Source organism: Methylobacterium bullatum, from assembly GCF_014845095.1.
GTDB classification, from domain to species: domain Bacteria; phylum Pseudomonadota; class Alphaproteobacteria; order Rhizobiales; family Beijerinckiaceae; genus Methylobacterium; species Methylobacterium bullatum.
In genome coordinates, this window is record NZ_NKUG01000282.1 from 1 (window position 1) to 2,509 (window position 2,509).

Annotated in this window: 3 protein-coding genes and 1 pseudogene; 1 reads left to right on the top strand and 3 read right to left on the bottom strand. The window is 69.0% G+C overall.

Annotated elements, in window-relative coordinates; all coding sequences use genetic code 11:
* Positions 1–244 precede the first annotated feature (244 nt).
* Positions 245–493: a hypothetical protein gene (locus MBTS_RS23100; RefSeq protein WP_026175816.1), complete on the bottom strand. Its 249-nt coding sequence runs from the start codon at positions 491–493 to the stop codon at positions 245–247.
* Positions 494–731: 238 nt separating this feature from the next.
* On the opposite strand from MBTS_RS23100, the gene MBTS_RS23105 reads away from it, so the two are divergent.
* The gene (locus tag MBTS_RS23105; RefSeq protein WP_018043129.1) at positions 732–938 is read left to right on the top strand and encodes a hypothetical protein; all 207 of its coding nucleotides are present in this window, start codon (positions 732–734) and stop codon (positions 936–938) included.
* A 10-nt stretch (positions 939–948) separates the two neighbouring features.
* On the opposite strand, the gene MBTS_RS23110 is transcribed toward MBTS_RS23105, so the two are convergent.
* Positions 949–2,016, bottom strand: a complete 1,068-nt coding sequence (locus MBTS_RS23110) for a hypothetical protein (RefSeq protein WP_192216589.1) — start codon at positions 2,014–2,016, stop codon at positions 949–951.
* Positions 2,017–2,058: 42 nt separating this feature from the next.
* A pseudogene (locus MBTS_RS23115) lies at positions 2,059–2,509 on the bottom strand (glycosyl transferase); the annotation flags it as partial.

Genomic DNA, 2,509 nt, shown 5'->3' on the forward strand with positions numbered 1-2,509 from the left:
CCCTTCCCCCCTTAAGGGCCGGGTGCAGGAGTGCGGGTGGCTACGCCAGCCTCCGCACGCCGAGGGTCACCCAACCACCCCCACCTCCAACTCCTCCCCACAAGCTCGACGGATCTCGGGCAGGCCCGAGATCCGCCGGGGAGGAGGGTAGGACGGCGCATCCCGCGACATGCGTGAATTCCGCAGCCCCGCCCGTCAGGTCGAGAAGGCACCCGAGCGCGTCACGCTCCGAAGCGGTTTCGGCTCAGCCCTGGCCGGCCTCGTCGCCTTCGCCGATGCAGTCGAGCGCGCGCTCCACGGCGCTGACGGCCTCGCGCAGGTTGCGGACGGTGAGCTCCATCTCCCTGCGGGGACGGCCCATGGCTGCGGCACGATGGGTGACGCCCTGAAGCAGCTCCAGGGCGGCGAACAGATCGTCTGCGACTGCAACCACGTCGCTGATCTGTGGCGCCGGAACGGCGCGGGGGCGGGAGAAGGGGACTACGTTGCTCATGTCGGACAATGTGTCGCCCAAGGTGGGCCGGAGCACCAGATCCAGGGGCGGCGATTCCGCAGGATTGCGCCTCCGATGCCCGAATGTCGTCAAGCGTAGTGAGCGTTTTCGTGGCGCGGGAACATCACTCTGCCGGTAAGCCGTGACGTTTCGTTATCCTTGTGCTTGACGCGGCGACCTCCCCGGCACCACGACAGGGGCGATCGATCCAGCAGGATCAGTACCCCAGGAACCTCCGATGCGTCCCACCGCCTTCCTCGTCGCCGCCGGCCTGTTCTGTGCCCTCGGGGCCTGCAACAGCGCCGACCGCAGCGGCTTCTCGGACAGCTTCAGCACCGAGAATTACCGCCGTTCCAACGACACCAACGGCACCCAGACCCGCCGCGACGTGAACCGGGCCTACACCGCCCCGTCGATGCCCTCCATCGTCAGCCGCGGCAACTGAGGCTCCTGCTTCAGTTCTTCGCCAGGGCGTCCGCGAAGGCGATCATGCGGTTGCGGGCGTAAGTGGGCAGGCCGGCACTGATCGACGTGCCGGTGTTGAAGGACGAATTGCCCATGAGCACCTGGGCGGGAAGCAGGTTCTTCAACACCGGCACGCGGGCGTATTCCTGCTTGCGGTCGAGAACATCGGCCTTGATCGCCAGCGCCATGTAGGTCGTCACCACCGTCTTGCCGGGATCGTTCGGCATCGGCTGGAACACGGCGAGGAACTTGCCGAAGCGCAGGATCTGGTTGACCCAGAAGATCGTCTGTTCGAGGCCGCCGGCCACCGGCGTGTCGACCCGCGTGAGCGCCGCGAGCGAGGCCGCCTCGGCCGCCGGCAGGGTCCGCAACTCGCTCTGGAACGAGACGAACTCGGCCACCTTCTTCGAGGCGCCGTCCTCCAGCTTGTTGGCGAGCTTCACGCCCAGCGGCAGCTTGCCCTCGAGGTCGTAGCGGGATTCGATGCAGGCGGCGGCACCCTCGCACCAGGCCCGGTCCGGGCGCCGGGCGAAGGCGGCGGCCGGATCCTTGGTGGGCGTCACCTCGGCGGGGCTCAGGGTCTTGTGCTTGATGACGGGGTCCATCTTGGACACGAAGCCGAGATTGGCGAAGGCCGACAGATCGATGGACTCCGCGGGCTTTCCCACCACGAACCGCCCCTGCGCCACATAGACCTTCAGGGTCTCGTGCCGCTGCTTCGAGACGCCGTTGAGCGTCACGCTGTAATCGGGCTCGGCATAGGCGGGGTAGGGCGCAAGGGCCGCCTGCTCGGCCGGGCGCAGCTTTCGCCATTCGAGATAGGGCGTCAGGCCGCTCTCGGGGTTGGCCGGATTGTCCCGGTGGTCGGTGAACAGGATCGTGCCGGGCTTGAGGGCGGAAAGGCCCGACGGCTCGATGGCGGGAACCTCCTTGATCCGGTCGGCGGGAACCTGAACCTTCATTCCCTCCTGCGCGGAGGCGGGGACGCCGAGCGCCAGCACGGGCAGGAAAGCGATGATCTGGGCAAGCACACGTGTCGCCGGAAGCTGCGTCTTCACGTCGGGGCCTCGGTTTGCTGATGAGGGGAGGGGATCCGCGCCTCAGTAGCGCGGGTCGTCGCCGAACAGGTAGTCGGGATCGCGGCGCCGGGCGCGGGGCGGCTCGTCCTCGCCGAAGGGCGAGCGCTGGGTGCCCGGCCATGACGGGCTCCGCGACCCTTCGTAGCCCTCGCCCTGAGCACGGCGGCCGCGCGGCTGGGCCGGCCGCTCGCCGAAGGGGTCGAAGAGATCCGGCTCGGGCTCGCGCCGGGTGGTGAGGTTGCCGTACAGGTCGCCCACCACGTCGGCGCCGTCGTCGAGGCCGCTGGTGTCGCCGTCCTCGGAATCCGGCCGCATGGCGGTCTGCACCTCGCGCGGCAGCAATCGGTACTGCGTGTCGGCCACGCGGCCGTCGCTCAGCCGGAAATGCTCGATGAAGCCGCCGCCGGAGACGCGCGCGCCGCTGCGAGGGTCGATGGGCAGGTCGGCGAGCAGGCGTTTCGCCTCCGGGGAG